This window comes from Rhodococcus sp. MALMAid1271 (assembly GCF_049195265.1).
Taxonomy (GTDB): Bacteria; Actinomycetota; Actinomycetes; order Mycobacteriales; family Mycobacteriaceae; genus Rhodococcoides.
Genome location: NZ_JBMIRQ010000057.1, coordinates 169912 through 191668 on the forward strand (window position 1 = coordinate 169912; position 21757 = coordinate 191668).

Annotated in this window: 17 protein-coding genes and 1 rRNA gene; 8 read left to right on the forward strand and 10 right to left on the reverse strand. The window is 65.5% G+C overall.

Translation table 11 applies throughout. From position 1 onward, the window contains the following. Window positions 1–40 precede the first annotated feature (40 nt). From ACOQFP_RS06510 to clpS, 3 genes are read right to left on the reverse strand one after another with little or no spacing between them, the layout of a single operon-like run. A complete protein-coding gene (locus ACOQFP_RS06510; protein WP_206490039.1) occupies window positions 41–1132 on the reverse strand; it encodes a P1 family peptidase in 1092 nt (363 codons plus the stop codon). 9 nt (window positions 1133–1141) lie between these two features. Beyond that, window positions 1142–1711 carry a DUF2017 domain-containing protein gene (locus tag ACOQFP_RS06515; RefSeq protein ID WP_206490038.1) on the reverse strand — a complete coding sequence of 190 codons (570 nt, stop codon included), beginning with the start codon at window positions 1709–1711 and terminating at the stop codon, window positions 1142–1144. A gap of 44 nt (window positions 1712–1755) precedes the next feature. Then, window positions 1756–2052, reverse strand: coding sequence for an ATP-dependent Clp protease adapter ClpS (gene clpS / locus ACOQFP_RS06520; protein WP_206490082.1), 297 nt, complete (start codon window positions 2050–2052; stop codon window positions 1756–1758). 120 nt (window positions 2053–2172) lie between these two features. Between clpS and ACOQFP_RS06525 the strand changes: the two genes are divergently transcribed. Then, entirely contained in the window at window positions 2173–3522 is a 1350-nt protein-coding gene (locus ACOQFP_RS06525) for a nicotinate phosphoribosyltransferase (protein WP_206490037.1), read from the forward strand. A 50-nt stretch (window positions 3523–3572) separates the two neighbouring features. Further along, window positions 3573–5621 (forward strand): ATP-dependent DNA helicase, encoded by a 2049-nt coding sequence (locus ACOQFP_RS06530; RefSeq protein ID WP_421583812.1) that lies wholly within the window; start codon window positions 3573–3575, stop codon window positions 5619–5621. A 9-nt stretch (window positions 5622–5630) separates the two neighbouring features. On the opposite strand, the gene glgP is transcribed toward ACOQFP_RS06530, so the two are convergent. Next, a complete protein-coding gene (gene glgP / locus ACOQFP_RS06535) occupies window positions 5631–8165 on the reverse strand; it encodes an alpha-glucan family phosphorylase (RefSeq protein ID WP_421583813.1) in 2535 nt (844 codons plus the stop codon). Window positions 8166–8369: 204 nt separating this feature from the next. On the opposite strand from glgP, the gene ACOQFP_RS06540 reads away from it, so the two are divergent. Genes ACOQFP_RS06540 through ACOQFP_RS06550 form a run of 3 tightly spaced genes read left to right on the forward strand, consistent with a single transcriptional unit; the run spans window position 8370 to window position 14038 of the window. Further along, window positions 8370–10376, forward strand: coding sequence for a maltotransferase domain-containing protein (locus ACOQFP_RS06540; RefSeq protein ID WP_421583814.1), 2007 nt, complete (start codon window positions 8370–8372; stop codon window positions 10374–10376). Window positions 10377–10387: 11 nt separating this feature from the next. After that, window positions 10388–12589 carry a 1,4-alpha-glucan branching protein GlgB gene (glgB, locus tag ACOQFP_RS06545; protein ID WP_206490033.1) on the forward strand — a complete coding sequence of 734 codons (2202 nt, stop codon included), beginning with the start codon at window positions 10388–10390 and terminating at the stop codon, window positions 12587–12589. Continuing rightward, a complete protein-coding gene (locus tag ACOQFP_RS06550) occupies window positions 12590–14038 on the forward strand; it encodes a metallopeptidase (protein ID WP_421583815.1) in 1449 nt (482 codons plus the stop codon). Between the two features lie 11 nt (window positions 14039–14049). Here the strand turns inward: ACOQFP_RS06550 and ACOQFP_RS06555 are convergent, their stop codons facing one another. From ACOQFP_RS06555 to ACOQFP_RS06565, 3 genes are all read right to left on the reverse strand, one after another. Then, a complete protein-coding gene (locus tag ACOQFP_RS06555; protein WP_421583828.1) occupies window positions 14050–14937 on the reverse strand; it encodes a co-chaperone YbbN in 888 nt (295 codons plus the stop codon). Window positions 14938–15047: 110 nt separating this feature from the next. Continuing rightward, the gene (locus tag ACOQFP_RS06560) at window positions 15048–15419 is read right to left on the reverse strand and encodes a DUF3817 domain-containing protein (protein ID WP_206490080.1); all 372 of its coding nucleotides are present in this window, start codon (window positions 15417–15419) and stop codon (window positions 15048–15050) included. A 69-nt stretch (window positions 15420–15488) separates the two neighbouring features. After that, window positions 15489–16679 carry an acetyl-CoA C-acetyltransferase gene (locus tag ACOQFP_RS06565; RefSeq protein ID WP_421583816.1) on the reverse strand — a complete coding sequence of 397 codons (1191 nt, stop codon included), beginning with the start codon at window positions 16677–16679 and terminating at the stop codon, window positions 15489–15491. Window positions 16680–16784: 105 nt separating this feature from the next. On the opposite strand from ACOQFP_RS06565, the gene mce reads away from it, so the two are divergent. After that, window positions 16785–17267: a methylmalonyl-CoA epimerase gene (gene mce, locus ACOQFP_RS06570; RefSeq protein WP_421583817.1), complete on the forward strand. Its 483-nt coding sequence runs from the start codon at window positions 16785–16787 to the stop codon at window positions 17265–17267. A 59-nt stretch (window positions 17268–17326) separates the two neighbouring features. Next, window positions 17327–18289: a hypothetical protein gene (locus tag ACOQFP_RS06575; RefSeq protein ID WP_341244341.1), complete on the forward strand. Its 963-nt coding sequence runs from the start codon at window positions 17327–17329 to the stop codon at window positions 18287–18289. 27 nt (window positions 18290–18316) lie between these two features. Here ACOQFP_RS06575 and ACOQFP_RS06580 read toward each other — a convergent pair whose 3' ends face one another. Both ACOQFP_RS06580 and nucS read right to left on the reverse strand, forming a co-directional pair. Next, entirely contained in the window at window positions 18317–18634 is a 318-nt protein-coding gene (locus ACOQFP_RS06580) for an ATP/GTP-binding protein (RefSeq protein WP_421583818.1), read from the reverse strand. A 73-nt stretch (window positions 18635–18707) separates the two neighbouring features. Then, the gene (gene nucS / locus ACOQFP_RS06585) at window positions 18708–19379 is read right to left on the reverse strand and encodes an endonuclease NucS (RefSeq protein ID WP_341244340.1); all 672 of its coding nucleotides are present in this window, start codon (window positions 19377–19379) and stop codon (window positions 18708–18710) included. A gap of 42 nt (window positions 19380–19421) precedes the next feature. On the opposite strand from nucS, the gene ACOQFP_RS06590 reads away from it, so the two are divergent. Further along, complete coding sequence (locus ACOQFP_RS06590) at window positions 19422–21011, forward strand: adenylate/guanylate cyclase domain-containing protein (RefSeq protein WP_421583819.1); 1590 nt, start codon at window positions 19422–19424, stop codon at window positions 21009–21011. 671 nt (window positions 21012–21682) lie between these two features. On the opposite strand, the gene rrf is transcribed toward ACOQFP_RS06590, so the two are convergent. After that, window positions 21683–21757, reverse strand: a 5S ribosomal RNA gene (gene rrf / locus ACOQFP_RS06595); the annotation flags it as partial.

The following is a 21757-nucleotide window of genomic DNA, read 5'->3' on the forward strand; positions in this document are numbered from 1 at the left end:
ACCGGCACACGCCGCCTCGGGACGGAGGCGAACAGGCTCGTCAATCCTTGAATGCCGACGGGAAGATCTGCCGGTAAGTCGGTATGCCGGCCACCGAGGTGGCGTCGAGCAGGGCGCGGACGATGGCCCGCTCGACGACGATCGCCGCGGCCTCGGTGACCGCGGCAAGCACCGGTAGTTCCGCCGAGAACGCGGCGGGAACAGAGGCCTCCGCCGGGACGGCTCGCGTGCCTGTCGACACCGCGAAGATCGTGTCACCGTCCAGCGGCGAGTGTGCCGGTCGAATGGCACGGGCCAGACCGTCGTGACCCGCGACGGCGATCCGCTTGCAGGACGCGGCAGACAGCGCGGCATCGGTGGCGACGACACCGATGGTGGTGTTCAGAGCGGTACCTTTGGGTTCGAGCGCCAGGGCCGTCCACACCTCGTGGACATCGGGAGTACGCATGCCGAAGGCTTCGGGTCCGAGGGTGCCGGTGCCCCAGAGCAGTCCGGTGCGCGGATCGAACACGGCACCGACGGGGTTGGCGACCATCAGGGCCGACACCGTGACCCCATCGGCCGGACCGCCCTCGATCACTGTGCTTGCGGTCCCCACGCCGCCTTTGAGCACTCCTGCGCGAGCACCCACGCCTGCTCCCACCGACCCCGTCGCGACATCGGTTGCAGCTGCTGCTGCTGCGAGATAGCCGAACTCCGCCGTCGGGCGCGCGGTCCAATCGCCGACCGGAAGATCGAAGATCACCGCAGCAGGGACGATCGGGACGACGTGATCGGGACCGCCCATGGCGATGCCCTGTCCGTGCTCCTCCAGCCACCGCATGACCCCATCGGCGGCTGCGAGGCCGTACGCGCTGCCCGCGGTCAACACAATTGCGTTGACGTGCTGAACGGAGTGGCTCGGATCGAGCAGATCGGTCTCGCGGGTCCCCGGACCGCCGCCGCGCACATCCACTGCCGCGGTCGCACCACCGAGGGCGCGCACCACGGTGCATCCGGTCGCCGAACCCGACCCCATGACGGCGGTGTCGTCGAGTTCGTGATGGTGCCCCACCAGCAGGCCTGCGACGTCGGTCAGGCAATCCCGCGGTCCGGGATTCGAGAAGGCGGCGGTCGATCCAGCAGCGTTCACGCGCGTGTCCTAAGGGATGAGGACCTGTACGAGTGAATCCTGCATCCAGGTCAGCCAGTGATACACATCGAGATGCGGAGCGCGAGGATCACCCTCGTCGAGAACATCGGGAGTATCCGCGCTGATCCCCAGCGTCGTGCCGAGAGCCAGCCGCACGTCGTTGAGGCCGGTCAACCACGCGTCCGCCTGCTCCTGGGTCAGCACGATCTTGCCACCGGACTCGGGAAGAGTGGCCAGGATCATCGATCCCGCAGCCATTTTCTCGTCGATGATCTCCGGTTCGTGGAGTCCGCGCAGTGCGCCGTTGAGGTCGGTGGGATCCTCGTCGTCGTGGCTGGGGTCGGCGCGGTGGAAGTCCGGCAGCAGCCGTGCCAGTGCGGCGTCCTCGGGCGGACTGTTGTGGCCGGTTCGCAGTCCGGTCAGCGCGGCGAGTTCGTCGGTGGGGGCTGCGGCGGAACGGTCACGCAGCAAGCCGAGAACCGAGCCGACGAGGGAACGGAGCACGGCAGCCTCGCGCGCATCGATCTCGGATTTGATCTTGATTCCGGACAGCGAATTCCGTCTCGTCCACGTACGCACTGTTGCTGGTGTCCTTCTCTGAAGAAGCGGTGGTGAGCTGCTGGCTACTTGTCCTGCTGCATGGTGGCCCACAGGCCTGCCGCGTGCAGCCGTCGAACATCGTTCTCCATCGCGTCGCGCTCGCCGCTCGACACGACGGCCTTGCCCTCGGAGTGCACCTGCATCATCAGCTCGGTGGCCTTGGCCTTGCTGTAACCGAAGAGCTTCTGGAACACGTAGGTCACGTAATGCATCAGGTTGACCGGGTCGTCCCACACGATCGTCACCCAGGGGGTGTCGTGGGCTTCGTCGGCAGCCACGGCCTCGGTCTGCGCCGGAACCGCTTGTGGTGACGCCGCCACCACCTGACCTGCCGAGACGCCGTCCACGGACAGAAGCGATCCATCCACCGTCAACCAAGGCATGGCAACAGGGTACGGCGTATCGGGCCAGCGTCCCACGCTCGCCCCTACGCTCGTAGTGTGGGCGTGGTGAGCAACGACGCGACCACAGATCACGGCACTTCCGGCGACACCCCCAGCACCGCGCTGCTGACCGATCAGTACGAGTACACGATGCTGTCGGCTGCGCTGGCCAGCAGCTACGCCGATCGCATGTGCAGCTTCGAGGTGTTCGCACGGAGGCTGCCAGGAGGCCGCAGGTACGGCGTCCTGGCAGGCACCGGCCGGATACTCGACGCGATAGCCCGCTTCCGATTCGGCCCGGACGAGCTGCGAGTGGTGTCCGAGTTCCTCGACGCCGATACCGTCGAGTGGCTCCGCAACTACCGCTTCACCGGCGATGTCGACGGTTATCGCGAGGGCGAGCTGTACTTCCCCGGATCCCCGGTGCTGACCGTCCGCGGCACCTTCGCCGAGTGCGTCGTTCTGGAAACCCTGGTGCTGTCCATTCTCAATCACGACAGTGCGATCGCGTCCGCGGCAGCACGGATGGTGGCGTCCGCAAAGCCCCGGTCGATCATCGAGATGGGGTCGCGTCGCACCCACGAGGAAGCAGCGGTGGCCGCCTCTCGGGCGGCGTATCTCGCGGGCTTCACCGCGACGTCCAACCTCGAGGCGGTCCGTAGACACGGCGTCCCTGGAGCGGGAACCTCGGCCCACTCCTTCACGCTGCTGCACACCACCGCCGACGGCCCGGACGAACGGGCCGCGTTCGCAGCGCAGGTACGTGCGCTCGGGGTGGGCACCACCCTGCTCGTCGACACCTACGACATCACCCAGGGCGTTGCGAACGCCATCGAGGTGGCCGGGCCAGGACTCGGCGGGGTGCGCATCGACTCCGGCGACCTCGGTGTGCTCGCGCGCCAGGTTCGCGACCAGCTGGACGCGCTGGGGGCGACCGAGACGAAAATCGTCGTGTCAGGAGATCTCGACGAGTACGCCATCGCGGCACTGCGCGCGGAGCCGGTCGATTCCTACGGTGTCGGGACGTCCCTGGTCACCGGGTCTGGTGCACCGACGGCAGGGATGGTCTACAAGCTGGTCACCGTCGACGGAATTCCGGTGGCCAAGCGCAGCAGTCACAAAGAGTCTCGTGGTGGCACCAAAGCGGCGCTACGCACCGCCCGCCCCACCGGCACCGCGGTCGAAGAGATAGTGCACCCCTTCGGCGCTCCCCCTACCGTCGACGGCGATCTGACGGCCGAGACGTTGACCACGCCGCTCATTCGCGGGGGCGAGGCAGTTGCCGACCTCCCGACGCTGGCCGACGGCCGCGACCTCCTTGCTCGACGCCTCGTCAGCCTGCCGTGGGAGGGCCTGAAGCTCTCTCAGGGCGAACCGGCGATACCCACCCGCTTCGTGGAGGGGTAGCGGCGGTGTCGGTGCCGAGCCCGGCGGGCCATCGGCAGTAGTCTGCTTCGGTGCCGTCGAAGACCGAGTTACCTACCGTTCCCGCGCTCCTGCAGGTTGCGGTGCACTCGCTCGGCGGCAAGGAACGTAGCAATCAGCTGACGATGGCCTCGGCGGTGGCGCATTCGATCGATACCGGCGAGCACCTCGCTGTGCAGGCAGGCACGGGCACCGGCAAGTCGCTCGCCTACCTCGTGCCGAGCATTCGGCACGCGGTCGAATCGGGTAAGACCGTCATCGTCTCCACGGCCACCATCGCGTTGCAGCGGCAGTTGGTCGACCGCGATCTGCCACGCTTGTCCGATGCGTTGACCGAGGCCCTCGGCCGTCGGCCGCAGTTCGCGATCCTCAAGGGCCGCAACAACTATTTGTGCATGAACAAGATTCATACCGGCGCAGCGCAGGAAGCGCCGGACGCCGAATTGTTCGATCCGTTCGCCGTCTCGCGGATGGGACGCGAGGTGGTGCGACTGACGAAGTGGTCGTCCGAGACCGAGACCGGTGACCGCGACGACGTGGTGCCCGGCGTGAGCGATCAGGCCTGGCGTCAGGTCAGCGTCACGGCTCGCGAATGCCTGGGCAAGTCGCGGTGCCCCGTCGGCGAGGATTGCTTCGCCGAGCGCGCCCGCACCGAGGCCGCACAGGTCGACGTCGTGGTGACCAACCATGCCCTGCTCGCGATCGACGCGATCACCGGAATCCAGATCTTGCCCGAGCACGACGTCGTTGTCGTCGACGAAGCTCACGAACTGGTCGATCGAGTGACCGGAGTTGCCACGGAGGAGCTTTCGGCTGCCACCGTCACAGCTGCGGCGCGGCGTAGCGCCAAACTGATCGAAGAGGAGACCGTCGACCAACTCGAAGGCGCCGCCGAGAACTGGGCCGCGATCCTCGACGATCTGCCGCCGAGCCGTTGGCAGTCTCTGCCCGACGGCGTCGGGCCCGCGCTCGCGTCCATCCGCGACGCCGCGTGGGCGGTGCGCACCGCAATCGGTCCGAACAAGCAGGGGATGGCCGCCAGCGACCCCGAGGCCGCCGCGGCTCGCAGCGCCGCACTCGTCGCGGTCGACGAGGTCCACGACAGCGCGGTCCGCGTTCTGACGGCCTTCGACGAACCCGATCCGGCCAAACGCAAGGACGTCGTATGGCACGCCGTCGACGACTTCCGCGGCAACGTCAAACGCACCGTCCGCATCGCGCCTCTGTCGGTGGGCGGTCTACTCAGGGCGCGGCTGTTCGCCGAATCCACCGTGGTACTCACCTCCGCGACGCTGACCGTCGGTGGATCGTTCGACGGGTTGGCTGTCAATTGGGGTCTGCCTGCCGAGAAGCTCTCCCGCAGCGATACTGCGATGGCCTCCGGCGTGGAGCCGCCGTCCGACAGCGGATCGATTCGGTGGAACTCGCTCGACGTCGGATCGCCGTTCGATCACGCCCGGGCGGGGATCATGTACATCGCCAAGCATCTCGCAGCGCCGGGACGCGACGGCCTGTCTGCGTCGTACCTCGACGAGATCGAATCTTTGGTCGGTGCTGCGGGAGGTCGCACGCTCGGGCTCTTCTCGTCCATGCGCGCCGCCAAGGCGGCGGCGGAGGAAATGCGAGAGCGCCTCGACACGCCGATTCTGTGTCAGGGCGAGGACTCCACCGGCGCACTGGTGCAGAAGTTCGCGGACGACGAGGCCACCTCGCTCTTCGGGACGTTGTCGCTGTGGCAGGGCGTCGATGTGCCCGGCCCGTCGCTGAGTTTGGTGATCCTGGATCGAATCCCGTTCCCCCGGCCGGACGACCCGCTGCTCGTCGCCCGGCAGCAGGCCGTCGAATCCCGTGGCGGCAACGGGTTTCTCGCGGTCGCGGCCAACCACGCGGCCCTGTTGTTGGCGCAGGGCGTGGGCCGGTTGCTCCGCAGCGTCGACGACAAGGGGGTTGTCGCCGTGCTCGATTCACGCCTTGCCACTGCGCGCTACGGCGGATACCTGCGTGCCTCTCTGCCGCCGTTCTGGGAGACCTCGGATCCGGACGTGGTCCGCAAAGCACTCTCCCGTCTCGCAGGAAAGTAGCGAGACGTACTACGGGGTCGCTACCAGACCGAGCTCTGCGTCCGAGGCGAGGCCGGCGTGATGGGGTAACACTCGCACCGTGTAGCCGACTGCGCCGCTGTGCGGTAGCCGCGTCTTTCCGGAGTAGACGTGCTCGCCGCCCTCCGTTCCCATGTGCGCCATGGCCGTCGCCGCGATATCGGTGAGGTTCTCCTCGTCGTCGGCGCGGCCCACCACCGCCTGCACCACGACGTCCTCCGCGGCCAGGCCGCCCAGGTCGACGTGTGCGCGCAGCACCAGCTCCGCACCGATCACCGGCGTGTCCGGCAGGCCTTCGCTGTCCACTCGGGTCACTTTCACTGCGCCCCATGCTTGTTCGACACGACGACGGAAGGACGCCACGTCCGCGGCACCTCGGTGACCGTCGGCCGCCGACGAGCGCGCGGACACGGCGGCGGGTGCGTAGTAGCCGAGCGTGTAGTCCTGAACCATCCTCGATGCCAGCACCTCGGGACCGAGTTTTTCGAGGGTGTGCCGCACCATCTCGATCCAGCGACTGGGCACACCGTCCTCACCGCGGTCGTAGAACTTGGGCAGCACTGCCTGCTCGAGCAGCTCGTAGAGTGCCGCTGCTTCGAGATCGTCGCGGCGATTGTCGTCGGTGACGCCGTCGGCCGTGGGTATCGCCCACCCGTTGTCGCCGTCGTACATCTCGTCCCACCACCCGTCGCGGATCGACAGGTTCAAGCCTCCGTTGAGAGCCGACTTCATGCCCGAGGTGCCGCAGGCTTCGAGCGGTCGCAACGGATTGTTCAGCCACACGTCGCACCCCCAGTACAAGAAGCGCGCCATGGACATGTCGTAATCGGGCAAGAAGACGATGCGATGCCTAACCTCGGCCTGGTCGGCGAATCTGACGATCTGCTGAATGAGCGCCTTCCCACCGTCGTCGGCGGGATGGGATTTTCCTGCGACCACCAGCTGCACCGGACGTTCCGGGTCCAGCAACATGGCCCGAAGACGCTCGGGTTCGCGCAGCATCAGGGTCAGTCGCTTGTACGTCGGTACTCGTCGCGCAAATCCGACGGTCAGCACGTTCGGGTCGAATACATTTGCGGTCCAACTGATCTCGGCCTCGGTCGAGCCACGTTCGAGTGCAGAGCGCCGCACTCGACGCCGCACCTCGTCCACCAGTTGCGCGCGCAGGGCATTGCGAGTGGACCACACCTGATCCGAGGTCATCGGCGCGGCACCCCGCTCACTGTCGGCCCACTGCCGAGCAGCCCACGTGGGCGCATGCACTCCATTGGTCACCGAACCGATCGGCACCTCGCAGGCGTCGAATCCCTGCCACAGGTCGTTGAACATCTCCCGGCTGACGATGCCGTGCAGTTTCGATACCCCGTTGGCCCGTTGTCCCAGGCGCAACCCCATGTGCGCCATGTTGAACACCGAGGCGTCGCTCTCGCTGCCGAGTTCGAGAACTCGGTCCATCGGTAGCCCCGGCAGCAATGCGGAGTCCGAGCCGCCGTCAGGACTGCCGAAGTAGTGCCGCACGAGGTCGGCGGGAAATCGGTCGATTCCGGCAGGGACGGGAGTGTGTGTGGTGAAGACGGTGCCCGCTCGCACCGCGGCCAGTGCCGAGTCGAAGTCCAATGGTCCCGCGGTGACCAGCTCTCGAATGCGTTCGAGTCCGAGGAAGCCCGCGTGGCCCTCGTTCATGTGGAACACCTCGGGATCGGGCAATCCGTGCGCGTGGGTGTAGGCACGGATCGCTCGCACGCCGCCGACACCGGCGAGAATCTCCTGCTTGATCCGGTGGTCTTGGTCGCCGCCGTACAACCTGTCGGTCACCCCACGCAATTCCGGGTCGTTGTCGGCGATGTCGGAGTCGAGCAACAGCAGCGGCACCCGTCCCACCTGGGCGATCCAGACCCGAGCCCGAAGCACCCGAGAGCCCGGCATCGACACGTGTATCAGCACCGGCGAATCCGCGTCGTCGGTGAGCAACCGCAGCGGTAGACCGTGCGGATCGAGGGACGGGTAGCGCTCGGCCTGCCAACCGTCCGCTGTCAAGGACTGCCTAAAGTAACCCGAGCGATACAGCAACCCGACGCCGATCAACGGCAATCCCAGGTCCGACGCGGCCTTGAGGTGGTCGCCGGCCAGGATGCCGAGTCCGCCGGAGTAGTTCGGCAACACTTCGGTGACGCCGAACTCCATCGAGAAATACCCGATGCCCGACGGCAAGGCCCGCCCCGCGGACAACTCGTTCTGGTACCACAGCGGGCGCGCGAGGTAGTCGTGCAAGTCCGTCTCGGCCGCATCCAACTCGTCGAGAAACCGATCGTCGGCTGCGAGTTCCTCCAGCCTCGCCGGCGCGACGGCTCCGAGCACGGCCACCGGATCGCGTTCGAGTTCGGTCCACAACAGCGGATCGATGTGCTCGAACAGGTCCTGCGTCGACGGGTGCCACGACCACCTGAGGTTTGTCGAGAGCTCGGCGAGGGCATTCAGGCGGGCGGGAAGGTGGGCTCGGACGGTGAATCGGCGCAAAGCTTTCACAGGATCGAACACTACCCACGGACACCTGTGCCGATGGGCGGCTCGACGAAATCTGCTCCGCGGGGCCGGTCGTGGGCAGTATCGGTCGGCGCACGCGCCATCTGCGCGGCTGCATTACGGTTGACGAGTAGAAGCACACCAGTATCGGTTCGATCAGAGGTTGCGCCCGCGCAGCCAGACCTCTAGCGAAGAATGGAGTGTGAAGTGACAGGTCGACTTGGTATCGACAATGTCCTTCCAGATACGACGACTGGAAAGTACCCCGCGAAAGCGGTGGTGGGCGAGACCTTTCCGGTCTCCGCCGATGTCTGGCGCGAAGGTCATGACGCAGTTGCGGCAACGCTGTCGGTGCGCGGGCCGGGAGGCAAGCTCGAACGAATCCCGATGACGCCCGGCCGCGAGCCGGACTCGTTCGACGCCGTGTTCGTCCCGTCGCGGCCGGGCTACTGGATTTGCCGTATCGAAGCGTGGAGCGATCCGATCAGCACGTGGCGTCATGCCGTAGAAGCAAAACTGGGTGTCGGTCAGAGTGCGCACGAGCTCGCGAACGATCTCGAGATCGGGGCGCGCCTGTTTCTGCGAGCTGCCACCGGCGTTCCTGCCGAGAGCAGGCAGATGCTGGCCGACGTGGCCGGTGCACTGCGCGACACCGATCGTCCGCTGCCGGCCCGGGTCTCCTCGGCGTTCGCACCGTCGGTCGCCGAATTGTTGTTCGTCCATCCACTGCGCGAGCTGGTGACCCGATCACGGGCGGTCAACATCTGGGTTGACCGCACTCGCGCGCTCAACGGGGCCTGGTACGAGTTCTTCCCTCGGTCGACGGGCGGGTGGAACGAGGACGGCTCACCACGGCACGGCACGTTCGCCACTTCGATCGAGCAGCTTCCTCGCATTGCCCGCATGGGATTCGACATCGTCTACCTCCCGCCCATTCACCCGATCGGCACCATCAACCGCAAGGGTCCGAACAACACGTTGACTCCAGGACCCGAGGACGTCGGTTCACCGTGGGCGATCGGATCGAAGGACGGCGGACACGACGCCATCCATCCCGAGTTGGGAACCGAGGCCGATTTTCGCGGGTTCGTCGATGCCGCACGCGAGCACGGCCTCGAGGTCGCGCTCGACCTCGCCCTGCAGGCAGCGCCCGACCATCCATGGGCTGCAACACATCCCGAGTGGTTCACGGTTCTACCCGACGGCACGATCGCGTACGCCGAGAATCCACCGAAGAAGTACCAGGACATCTATCCGGTCAACTTCGACAACGACCGACGCGGCATCTACGAGGAAGTCCTCCGCGTGGTCCGGTATTGGATCTCGCTGGGAGTCGACGTCTTCAGAGTGGACAACCCGCACACCAAGCCACCGGACTTCTGGGAATGGCTGATCGCCGAGGTCAAGAAAACCGACCCGGACGTGCTTTTCCTTGCCGAGGCGTTCACGAGGCCGGCGCGCATGTACGGTCTGGCGCAGCGCGGTTTCACCCAGTCGTACACGTATTTCACCTGGCGGACGGCCAAGTGGGAACTGACCGAGTTCGCCGAGGAGCACGCCCGGCGTGCCGACGATGCGCGACCCAACCTGTTCGTCAACACCCCGGACATCCTGCACGAGAGTCTGCAGCACGGCGGACCCGGAATGTTCGCTCTACGAGCAGCTCTGGCGGCAACCATGTCACCGACGTGGGGTGTCTACTCGGGCTACGAGCTGTTCGAGCACCAGGCGGTGCGTGAAGGCAGCGAGGAGTACCTGGACTCGGAGAAGTATCAGTTGCGGCCACGTGACTTCGAGGGCGCGCGTGCTCGCGGAGAATCACTCGAGCCCTGGATCACCACGCTGAACGCGATCCGGCGGGCGCACCCGGCGTTGCAGCAACTGCGCAACATCCACTTCCACAACATCGACAACGACGCGCTGATCGCCTACTCGAAGTTCGATCCGCAGACCGGTGACTCGATTCTGGTGGTGATCAACCTCAACCCGTTCGGAGCCGAGGAAGGCACCATTCACCTGGACATGCCTGCGCTCGGCCACGATTGGCAGGACACCCTCACCATCAAGGACGAAGTGAGCGGGAGCCACTACGACTGGGGCCACACCAATTTCGTCCGTCTCGAGCCCTGGACATCGGTGGCGCACATCTTCGCCCTCCCCCACATCCCGTACCCGGCACGAATCGAACTGGCCTACCGCGGCAACCGAAAGTGAGTGGATTCAACGTGACCGAGAATCCGTCGACGCCGAAAGACACCGTCGCAGCCCCGTCCGAGAACGATCTCGAACTCATCGGTGCGGGCCGCCACTACAACCCGCATTCCGTACTCGGTGCCCATCCGGTGCCCGGCGGCACCGCGATCCGCGCCCTCAAACCCGACGCCGAGAAGGTCCTCGCTCGAGTCGGCGGCGTCGACTACGAGTTGACTCACGTTGCGCACGGGCTCTTCTCTGCCGAGATTCCGGTCGAGGACCTGATCGACTACCGCCTGGTCGTCACCTGGCCCGGTGGGCACGTCTCCGAGTCCGCCGACGGCTACCGGTTCCTGCCCACTCTCGGCGAGCTCGATCTGCACCTGTTCGGTGAGGGCAGGCACGAGAGACTGTGGGACATCCTCGGCGCACATCAGCAGTCGTACGCGACGCCGGACGGTCCGGTGACCGGCACATCGTTCGCGGTGTGGGCACCGGCGGCGAAGGGCGTCACGCTCGTGGGCGACTTCGACGGCTGGACCGGCCGGAGCTGGCCGATGCGCGTACTGGGTTCGACCGGCGTGTGGGAGCTGTTCGTGCCCGACATCGCGCCGGGTGCGCTCTACAAATTCCGCGTTCACGGCGCAGACGGTTCGGTCAAGGACAAGGCCGACCCGATGGCCTTCGCCACCGAGGTGCCGCCGTCCACCGCATCGGTGGTCACTGCGTCGTCGTACACCTGGAACGACGAGAAGTGGCTCGATACCAGGGCTGGTATCGAGCCGACGCAGGCTCCGATGAGCGTGTACGAGGTCCACCTCGCGTCCTGGCGACCGGGCCTGGGATACCGGGAGCTCGCCGAGCAGCTCGCCGAATACGTCACCGAGACCGGCTTCACCCACGTGGAGCTGCTTCCGGTTGCCGAGCATCCGTTCGGCGGATCCTGGGGTTACCAGGTGACCTCGTACTACGCACCGACGTCGCGGTTCGGCAGCCCCGACGACTTCCGCTACTTCGTCGATCATCTGCACAGTGCCGGGGTTGGCGTCATCGTCGACTGGGTGCCCGCCCATTTCCCCAAGGACGAGTGGGCCCTCGCTCGCTTCGACGGCGGCCCGCTCTACGAGCACGGCGACCCGCAACGCGGCGAACAACTCGACTGGGGCACTCTGGTGTTCGACTTCGGACGCCGCGAGGTCCGGAACTTCCTGGTGGCGAACGCGCTGTACTGGATCGACGAGTTCCACATCGACGGGCTCCGCGTCGACGCTGTGGCCTCGATGCTGTACCTCGATTACTCCCGCCCCGAGGGCGGCTGGTCGCCGAACATCTACGGTGGCCGAGAGAATCTCGAGGCCGTCGCTTTTCTCCAGGAGATGAACGCGACGGTGCACAAGAAGCACCGCGGCGTCGTCACCGTCGCCGAGGAGTCCACGGCATGGCCCGGTGTCACCCGCCCCACCAACGTCGGCGGGCTCGGCTTCAACATGAAGTGGAACATGGGCTGGATGCACGACACTCTCGGATTCCTCGGGCGTGATCCGATCCATCGCAGCTACCACCACCACGAGATCACGTTCTCTCTCGTCTACGCATGGAGTGAGAACTACCTGCTCCCGATCAGCCATGACGAGGTGGTGCACGGCAAGGGAACGCTGTGGACTCGGATGCCCGGTGACGACTACGCCAAGGCCGCAGGGTTGCGCGGGATGCTCGCCTACATGTGGGCCCACCCGGGCAAGCAGCTGCTGTTCATGGGCCAGGAGTTCGGGCAGACCCGAGAGTGGTCGGAGGAACGCGGCCTCGACTGGTCCCAGATCGACGACGAGCCCCTGCACCGCGGCGTCAAATCCCTTGTTGCCGATCTCAATACGACGTACCGCTCACATCCGGCTCTGTGGACACTCGACACCTCGCCGAGTGGATACTCCTGGATCGACGCCAACGACACCGAGAACAACGTGTTGAGCTTTCTTCGGTACGGCTCCGACGGTTCGGTCATCGCGTGTATTTTCAACTTCTCTGGTTCCGAGCACGGCAGCTATCGTGTGGGACTACCGGAACCCGGCCGTTGGATCGAGATCCTCAACACCGATGCGACAGAGTACGGCGGCGCCGGGATGGGCAACCTCGGTGAAGTGACGGCAACATCGCACTCGTGGCACGGACGACCTGCTTCCAGCCAGGTCGTACTTCCTGCCAACGGGGCGATCTGGATAAAACTGGAGCGATAGATGAGTGGCGGCCGCATACCCCGACTACTGGCCGCGGCCGCCACAGCCGGATTACTCCTGCTTTCCTCATGCGCACAGACCGTCGGCGGCACTGCGGTGTCGATCTACGAGAACCCGTTCACCGTCGCCGGACTTCCGGTCACCAGCGGACCGAGTGGGCCCCGTCCTGGTATCCCCGATTCGACGATCACCGTGGAGAATGCCGAGGGCACCTACTCCGATCTCCTCGCCACCAATGCGATCGACGACCTCGAACAATTCTGGGCCGAGCAGTACCCCCTCATCTTCAAGGGCTCGTTCACGCCGATCTCGACCTTGATCTCCTGGGACGCATCCCAGGACGAGGGATCGGGCATCAGGTTCTGCGGCGACCGGACCGGCGGCATCCCCAACGCCGCGTACTGCACCCGCGATGATTCGATCGGGTGGGACCGCACCATCCTGCTCCCGGCACTGGTCGACGCATTCGGACCGATGTCGGTGGTGATGGTCATCGCCCACGAATACGGCCACGCTATTCAGCATCAATCGGGACTCGTCGGTGACGACACCCCGACGATCGTGGCCGAGCAACAGGCCGACTGCTTCGCCGGCGCGTTCATCCGGCACGTCGCAGAGGACGACGCGCCACACTTCACCATCAACACCTCGGACGGCCTCAACGGCGTTCTCGCCGCGACCGTCGCAGTCCGCGATGTCGATCCCAACGATCCGGAATCGGTACACGGCTCGGCTTTCGAGCGGGTCACCGCCGTGCAGATCGGCTTCACCGACGGTGCGGGGGCCTGCACCGGAATCGACGAGGACGAGATCGATGCGCGTCGAGCATCGTTGCCGCAGAAGTTCAGCGACCCCGACGACTCCGGCGAGCTTCCGGTCACCGAGGACTCCCTTGATGCGTTCACCCGATCATTCGAGACGGTGCTGCCCGTGGCCGATCCGCCGATCGTCGACTACTCGGGCGCAGACCTCGGGTGCGCCGATGCCAAAGCCACCGCGCCGGTCTCGTACTGCCCGTCGAGCAACACCATCGGCGTCGACGTGGCGGACCTCGCAGAGCAGGGAATGCCCGAAACCCCGCAGCGCGGAGACATCCTGCCGCTCAACGTCTCCGGCGACTACAGCGCCTACGTGCTCTTCGCTTCGCGCTACACGCTCGCGGTGCAGAAGGAAGCAGGCCAGACACTCAACGATCCGCAGGCCGCCCTGCGCTCGGCCTGCCTGTCCGGAGTGATCACCTCGGCGATGAGCGTCGAGAGCGGAACCACCGACCTCGAGGTCTGGCTCTCCCCCGGCGATCTGGACGAAGCCGTATCAGGCCTGCTCAGCGACGGCCTCGCCGCCAGCGACGTCAACGGTACGACGCTGCCGTCGGGATTCTCCCGAGTCGATGCATTCCGTTCGGGAGTGCTCGGCGGCAAACAACGGTGCGACGCCCGCTACAGCTGAGCCCCCCCCTGTCAGTACAGGGCGGACGCGAGCTTGCGCCGCGCGGAGACCACCAGCGGATCGGCCGAGTCGAACAACTCGAACAACTCGAGCAGACGAGTGCGCAGCGCAGTTCGGTCGTCGTCTGCGCTGATCTTGATTCCGTCGATCAGACGAGCGAAGGCCTGCTCCGGTTGCTGAGCAGCCATCTCGGCGTCCGCTGCATCGATCCGGGCCTGCACGTTTCCGGCATCGGCGTCGGCGAGTGCAATCGCGTCCGGTGCCAGGTTCTGCACACGTGCGAGGAACTTGACCTGGCGCAGTGCGGCGACGGCCTCGGTGTTCTTCGGCTCGGCGTCGATGATCGCCTGGTAGGCAGCTTCTGCCTTGTCGAAATCACCCTCGTCGATGGCTTCTTCGGCTGCAGCGATCCTCGGGTCCTCGACCTCGGGTTCCGGTTCTGCGGCAGCCGCCCCGGGTGGGCCGGTGAGCTTGCCTGCAGTCGCCTGCTCGACAGCCTGCAGCCACTGACGCAACTGCTCATCGGACTGCGTGCCTTGGAAATCCGCCAGCGGCTGGCCGGCCGCAACGGCAACCACCGTCGGAATGGCCTGTACGCCGAACGCCTGCGCGATCTGAGGATTGGAGTCCACGTCGACCCGCGCGAGCACCCATGTACCCGCAGCCTCCACAGCCAGCTGTCCGAGCTGACGCGTCAACGCCTGGGACTGAGGCGACCGGGCAGAACCCAGGTCCACGATCACCGGAACCTGAGTCGATCGCTGCAGAACCTCGGCTTCGAACGTTGCCGCGCTGACGTCGACGATCGGGGCCAATCCTCCGGTATCGCCGCCCGATTCGGCCTGTGTAGCAGGTGCCGGCCGGTCCTTGAGAACCGATAGGTCGACAGCACCGGCAATGGAGGCGGGAACGGCAGAGGGGCGGACGGGAGGACGGGAACCGGGTCGAGTCACGCCCTACAGTTTGTCACTAACGCGATACGTCATCCACTGGCGGGCGGCGCTGTAGGTCACGACAGAACCTTCGCCCCGGCTGCGGAGCCTCTCGTGCTCAGCTCCGCAAGACGACCCGTGCGCGCTGCCCAGATCTCGAAGACCACCGTGCCGAACGGGGGGAATGCCGCGACGAGCGCCAGCAGGATTGCCTTGACGTCCCACTTCAGCTTCACCGCGGTCAGTACCGCTACAGCCAGGTACACGAGGAACACGGCACCGTGGATGGGGCCGAAGATCTTCACCCCGATCTCGTTGCCGTCGGCCGGGAAGTATTTGAACGCCATTCCGATCAGCAGTCCGAGCCAGGTGAAGGCTTCCAGGACGGCGATGAAACGGAAGCGCTTGGCCGTGCTGCTCAGGTCGAAGAAGTTGGTCATGCCCGCTATTGTGCCCGGTTTGCTACGACAGAACGTAGTGGCTCTGGTCTCAGTTCCTCTCCAGAGCCACTACGAGTCCTATTGCTTCGGTACTCGAACGATGAGGGCGTCGCCCTGTCCACCGCCGCCGCACAGTGCGGCTGCGCCGACTCCGCCGCCGCGTCGCTGCAGCTCGAGGGCCAGATGCAGCGCGATTCGAGCTCCCGACAAACCGAGGGGATGACCGATCGAGATCGCGCCACCGTTGACGTTGACGATTTCCGGATCGATGCCGAGCTCACGCGTCGACGCGATTCCAACTGCGGCGAACGCCTCGTTGATCTCGACGACGTCGAGGTCCTTCGGGTCGATGCCGTCCTTCTCGCACGCCTTGGCGATGGCGCGGGCCGGCTGCGACTGCAGTGTCGAATCGGGACCGGCGACCACTCCGTGGGCACCGATCTCGGCGAGCCAGGTCAGTCCCAGAGACTCTGCCTTCTCCTTGCTCATCACCACGACGGCGGCGGCACCATCGGAAATCTGTGATGCGGATCCGGCGGTGACGGTACCGGCCTTGTCGAACGCGGGGCGGAGCTTGCCGAGGGAGTCGACCGTGGTGTCGGCGCGGATTCCTTCGTCGGCGGTGAACTGGATCGGCTCACCCTTGCGCTGTGGAATCGATACCGGGACCACCTCGTTGTCGAAGACGCCGTTCTTCCAGGCTGCGGCTGCCTTCTGGTGCGACGCGGCGGCGAAGGTGTCCTGCTCCTCGCGGCTGATGACCTCGGTGTTCTGATTGCGCTGCTCGGTCAGCGCTCCCATGGCCTGATCGGTGAAGATGTCGTAGAGGCCGTCGTAGGCGAGGTGATCACGCATCGTGACGTCGCCGTACTTGAATCCCGCACGCGACTTCTCGAGCATGTGCGGAGCCTGGGTCATCGACTCCTGCCCACCGGCGACGATGATCTCGAACTCTCCTGCCCGGATCAGCTGGTCGGCCAGCGCAATGGCATCGACGCCGGACAGGCACACCTTGTTGATCGTCAGCGCAGGCACACTCATCGGAATGCCTGCCGCAACGGCCGCCTGTCGGGCCGGGATCTGGCCGGCTCCGGCGGTGAGAACCTGCCCCATGATGACGTAGTCGATCTGATCCGGTGCCACACCCGACTTGTCGAGTGCACCTTTGATGGCGATACCACCGAGGTCGGATCCCGAGAAGTCCTTGAGCGCGCCCGAAAAGCGTCCGACAGGCGTGCGAGCGCCGGCAACGATGACTGTTGTGGTCACGATTTCCTCCGAGAGTGTGAAGACGGCCTTGTCGAGATCAACGTTCTGACGCCCCGAACCGGTACCGACCGGGCGGTGCACCGAAACGCAGCTGGCACTAACGTCATGGCTATGACCTCCAGCACGCAGTCTTACACGGGAGCTCCGCTCCGCTCCGACCTGGTGACGGCTATCGACCATGTCGGTATCGCGGTGCCGGATCTCGATGCTGCCATCGCCTGGTACACCGACCACCTCGGCATGGTTGCAGTACACGAGGAGATCAACGAGGAACAGGGCGTTCGCGAGGCGATGCTGTCCTTCCCCGGAGCCGGCGAACAGTCTGCTGCCCTGCAGTTGCTCGCGCCGATCGACGAGTCGTCCACGATCGCCAAGTTCATCGGTCGCAACGGACCGGGTCTGCAGCAGCTTGCGTACCGCGTCACCGATATCGACGCGATCTCGGCCGAGTTGCGCGCCCGCGGTGTCCGGTTGTTGTACGACGCACCGCGCCGCGGCACCGCCGATTCTCGGATCAACTTCGTTCATCCCAAGGACGCAGGCGGAGTCCTGATCGAACTGGTCGAACCCCACCACAAAGGTCACTGATCGATCTCGGTGAATCGACGGTATGGCCCTCTACTTGACTCACCGGTAAATTGTCGGCCATGGCCATCGATCATGAGCGCGCACCTACCGTGCAACTTCCCTTTTCCATCGTCCGGAAGGGGTTCGATCGCGACGAAGTCACCAATTACTTCGAACGATTCGACGCCGAGCTCCGCCTGACCACCGCCGACCGCGATGCGGCCGCGGCTCAGGCTCGTGATCTGGCCAAACAACTCGACGACGCACGCGACGAGATCGACGAACTGCGTAAAGACATCGATCGGCTGTCGGTTCCGCCCACCACTGCGGAGGGAATGAGCGACCGCATTTCGCGCATGCTGCGCCTGGCCTCGGACGAGGCCTCCGAGGTACGTGCGAAGGCACACTCGGAGTCCGAGGAAATGATTTCGGTTGCGCAGCAAGAGAGTGCGCGACTGCGTGGTCGGCACGAGTCGTTGGTTGCAGAGCTCGAGGAACGTCGAACAGCTCTCGAGACCGAGCACGAGCAGACCATGGCTCAGGCACGCACCGAAGCAGCCCGCGTCGTCGAGGCCGCGCAGGCCGAACGCGACAAGCTGGCGGCGGAGTCCGAGGCCAAGCGCACCCAGGTCCAGGAGGACTTCGAGATCACGATGGCCGAGCGCCGCACCAAGGTGCTCTCTGCGCTCGAAGAGCTAGAGGCATCGAGCAAGGCCGACGCGGCCCGCCGCATCGAGGAGGCGACGGCCGAGGCTGCTCGACGGCTTCAGTCCGCCAGCGAGCAGGCAGAACGACGCATCGCCCATTCGAAGGAACTGGCCGAGGAGCTGCGGGTGCTGCGCAGTCGAGTTCTCGCGCAGCTGCTCGGTATCCGTGGCCAGCTCGACTCGGTTCCGGCCATGCTGGCTTCGGTCAACCGAGAAAGCGAACTGCTCGACAATCCGGACCCGACCGCGATCCTGAAGAAGGAAGAGGAGAAGGCGGCAGAAAAAGCCGAGAAAGAGAAGGCGACGGAGAAGGAGTCCGCCGACTCCGCGTCCTGAGATATCGCCCGACGCGAGGACTCCCCGCTAAGACCACCTGCGGGTGAGGCCTCGCGTGTTTCGGCCGGACCAACAGCCGGTGTGCCAGTGCCGACGATTGTCTGCTCCGCCGAAGTCGTCCGAGGGCCACGCGACAACGTGTGAGACCCCGGGCCGCACCTCGTGATCGCAGCCGGGGCACCGATACGTCTTGACAGCCTTGGCCCCCGGAATCATTCGCGTGGTGTACGTGTCCCCGTCCGGTCCGATCTCGGTCCGGTTGCCGCCCAAGACCGAGTCGGCAGCGGGACCGACATCATTGTGGCCGCTCCGATTCGCTTTGCGGGGCAGATTACGACGAGGCACCCGTCCAGTGTAGAGAATGCGTCGACCACCTTCAGTGGAGCCCGCGGAGACGACCGGGTAGTGCCGACAGTCGTCAGAACAACCGGAACTCGGTGCTGTCGGTTCCTCGTAGGACGTCGTAGTCGAGTGTGAGACAACGAATGCCGCGATCAGTGGCCAGGGTCTTCGCCTGCGGCTTGATGACTTGGGCGGCAAAGACTCCGCTGACCGGTGCCAGCAGCGGGTCTCGGTTGAGCAACTCGAGGTACCGCGTCAACTGTTCCACGCCGTCGATCTCACCGCGTCGCTTGATCTCGACGGCCACGGTTCCGCCATCGGCGTTGCGGCACAACAGGTCTACCGGTCCGATTGCGGTCATGTACTCCCGGCGCACGAGGGTGTACCCCTCACCGAGGGTACTGACGTGCTCGGCCAACAACTCCTGAAGATGGGACTCCACACCGTCTTTCACCAGACCCGGATCGATGCCGAGCTCGTGACTGGAATCGAGCTCGACCTCGTCGATGGAGATTCTGAGTTCCTCTCCCGCCTTATTGGTGACAACCCAGTTGATCGTCTCGTCCTCGGTGGTCTCGACCATCCAGCAGGGTGGAGACATCCAATTGAGTGGCTTGTATGCCCGGTCGTCTGCGTGCACGCTGACCGATCCGTCGGACTTGACCAGAAGCAAGCGACGCGCGGACGGTAGATGTGCGGTGAGGCGGCCGATGTAATCGACTTGGCAACGAGCAATAACTAGACGCACTCGACCACCTTAAGCCAGGTGCCCCGTTAGTCTGTGACGACCATGCCGCAATTGAGACGATCTGCCGCTCCCCTGGGTTCCCGACTGCTCGGCGACACCTCCGAGTCGCCACGTCGACGACGGATCCGAATTCAGCTGCTGCTGACCGTCTTCCTGGTCCTGTCCAACCTGGTCGGCGCTGTGATCGTGGGCGTTCTGATCAGCGTCGTCGTTCCAGGTCCTGACGTCCTGGACATGGATCGTTATTGGTGGGTCAATTTCATCGTCGTCCCGGTGTACGTCTTTCTCGCGTTCCTCGTCGGCGTCGTCTGGGGCACCACGGGTGCGCTGAGCAGCTTGCGGTGGGGCATCGAGGACCGTCGACCCACCCGATCCGAGCAGGTTGCGACTCTTGCAATGCCGTGGCGCCTGACCCGCATGCAGATAGCGCTGTGGATCGGCGCGTTGATCCTGTTGACCACGATCGACGGCATCATCGACCCTCAGGCGATCCCCAAGGTCGCGTTCACGATCGCCGCCGGCGGCACGGTCGTCTGCGCGTTCAGCTACCTGCTCAGCGAGTTCGCGCTCCGCCCCATCGCGGCTCGGGCGCTCGAAGCAGGCGATCCACGACGGATCCGTATCGCCGGCGTCATGGGACGGTCGATCCTGTCGTGGTTGTTGGGAACCGGCGTTCCGGTCTCCGGCCTGATGATGATCGCGGTCTTCCGTTTTCTCAGACCGGAGACGAGCGCGAACCAGCTCGCCGTGTCCATCCTCGCGCTCGGCGGAATCACCATCGTCTTCGGATTCGCCCTGACTGTCCTCGGCGGCTTCGCCACCACGTCGCCGATCAACAATGTGCGCGCCGGGATGGCCGAGGTGGAGAAGGGCAACATGGATGTCCGCCTTGCGGTGTACGACGGCACCGAGCTCGGTGAGTTACAGAGCGGGTTCAACCGCATGGCCGACGGTGTGCGTGATCGAGAGAAGATCCGCGATCTGTTCGGACGGCATGTGGGCCACGAGGTCGCAGAGAAGGCGCTGCAGTCCGAGAGCGAGCTCGGGGGCGAGGAGCGCGATATCGCCGTGTTCTTCATCGACCTCGTCGGCTCCACCGAACTCGCGTCGTCGCGGCCACCGACCGAGGTCGTCGACCTGCTCAACCGATTCTTTGCCGTAGTGGTCGACGAGGTCGACGAACACGGTGGATTCATCAACAAATTCGAGGGCGACGCAGCACTCGCCATCTTCGGGGCCCCGAACGACATCCCAGACCATTGCGGTTCCGCATTGGCCGCGGCACGGACCATTGCCCGACGCTTGCTGGTCGAGGTCCCCGAGTGCAGCGCAGCCGTCGGAGTCGCAGCCGGCCGCGCGGTTGCAGGCAACGTCGGAGCGAAGTCCAGATTCGAGTACACCGTCATCGGAGACCCGGTGAACGAAGCCGCTCGCCTATCGGAACTGGCGAAAAGCGCTCCCGGAGCAATCCTTTCATCAAAAGCAGCAGTCGACGGTGCCGAAACCGACGAAGCAGATCGATGGGAATTCGGCGACGCGGTGACGCTACGCGGGCGATCCGCCGAGACAGTACTCGCGAATCCGAAGGGTATCGACATCGACGCCAACGCGGATACTGCCGTCCACGCCTGATCTCCGAGGTTCGCGATCATGGGGTGCCCATTGCGGACGATCCGTTGCGTACCCCTACGCCGCAAAAGCGCGCGCGTTTGCTGAACGCGCGCGGAATGGTGTCGTGTGGGGTGGCGATTGTGTGCGCGTCTGACGATTCTGCGCGCGTCTGTGCCGCGGGGTGAGGGTCGAGGGGTTCGGGGCAGGTGGTGTGGTGGTCGACGGCGCTCGGGGCATGCCGAGGGTGATCCGTTGCGTGTGTGGGTCACTCCGGCCCCGGCGCGCGAATGCGCGCGCGTTTGCTGAACGCGCGGGGATTGGTGTCGTGTGGGGTGGCGATTGTGCGCGCGTCTGACGATTCTGCGCGCGCCTGTGCCGCCGGGTGATGGTCGAGGGGTTCCGTGCTGGACAGTGTGGGCCTCGTGTCCCGGCCTCCCTGCCTCCGGCTCCGGGGCCGCGAATGCGCGCGCGTTTGCTGAACGCGCGGAGATTGGTGCCGTGCGGGGTGGCGATGTCGCGCGCGTCTGACGATTCTGCGCGCGTCTGTGCCGCCGGGGTGTGATGGGCGCGGGGCGCGCATTGGGAGTCTGCTCGATTCGATGCCCCGGGGCGCCGCGTGTGGTGCCGGTGTGGGTGGTGTGGGGTGCAGAAAACCCCCAACCGGTGGTGGTTGGGGGTTTTCTGGAATGTGTGTTCGGCGGTGTCCTACTCTCCCACACCCTGTCGAGTGCAGTACCATCGGCGCTGGAGGGCTTAGCTTCCGGGTT

What these genes read in the sequence shown, in the direction of transcription:
- ACOQFP_RS06575 (WP_341244341.1), top strand. Translation starts at nt 17,327, where the DNA reads ATGGCCATCGATCATGAGCGCGCACCTACCGTGCAACTTCCCTTTTCC.
- ACOQFP_RS06550 (WP_421583815.1), top strand. Translation starts at nt 12,590, where the DNA reads ATGAGTGGCGGCCGCATACCCCGACTACTGGCCGCGGCCGCCACAGCC.
- ACOQFP_RS06590 (WP_421583819.1), top strand. Translation starts at nt 19,422, where the DNA reads ATGCCGCAATTGAGACGATCTGCCGCTCCCCTGGGTTCCCGACTGCTC.
- mce (WP_421583817.1), top strand. Translation starts at nt 16,785, where the DNA reads ATGGCTATGACCTCCAGCACGCAGTCTTACACGGGAGCTCCGCTCCGC.